The following is a 437-nucleotide window of genomic DNA, read 5'->3' on the forward strand; positions in this document are numbered from 1 at the left end:
GATTCGGCGCCGGTAGTGGGTCGCGACATAAGCGGCCGGAACCGCCACAGCGAGGGAAAGGATGGTTGTCAGCACCGCCACCACCAGCGAGCTTGCGAAGGCCCGCGGCAGGGTCGACGATTGCAGGACATCGCGAAAATTCTCGAAAGAGATCACGACGGGAAAGAAGCTCGGGGGAATCTGCTGGACATCCGCTGCCGGCTTGATCGACGTCATAAGCAGATAAACGTAAGGCAGCGCATAGGACATGACGAGGACGAGCGCGGCGGCATTGATGACGATGCCGTTGAGATTGAGACGGCGCGCACTACGCATGGACCGGCCTCCATATCTTCCAATAGGCAGCGGCGGCCAGAAGCATCATGACGATCAGAAACAGCGTGCCGGAGGCCGAGGCCTCGCCGAGATCGCCGAAGCGCACCATGCGCTGATAGATG

The 437-nt window shown here is 60.6% G+C and carries 2 pseudogenes; both read right to left on the reverse strand.

The window, feature by feature from the left end:
* Positions 1–315, reverse strand: a pseudogene (locus tag AC5ZG1_RS44420) (carbohydrate ABC transporter permease); the annotation flags it as partial.
* Positions 308–437 (reverse strand): annotated as a pseudogene (locus AC5ZG1_RS44425) (sugar ABC transporter permease); the annotation flags it as partial. The pseudogenes AC5ZG1_RS44420 and AC5ZG1_RS44425, both read right to left, overlap by 8 nt.

The organism is Bradyrhizobium sp. Leo78 (assembly GCF_059512425.1).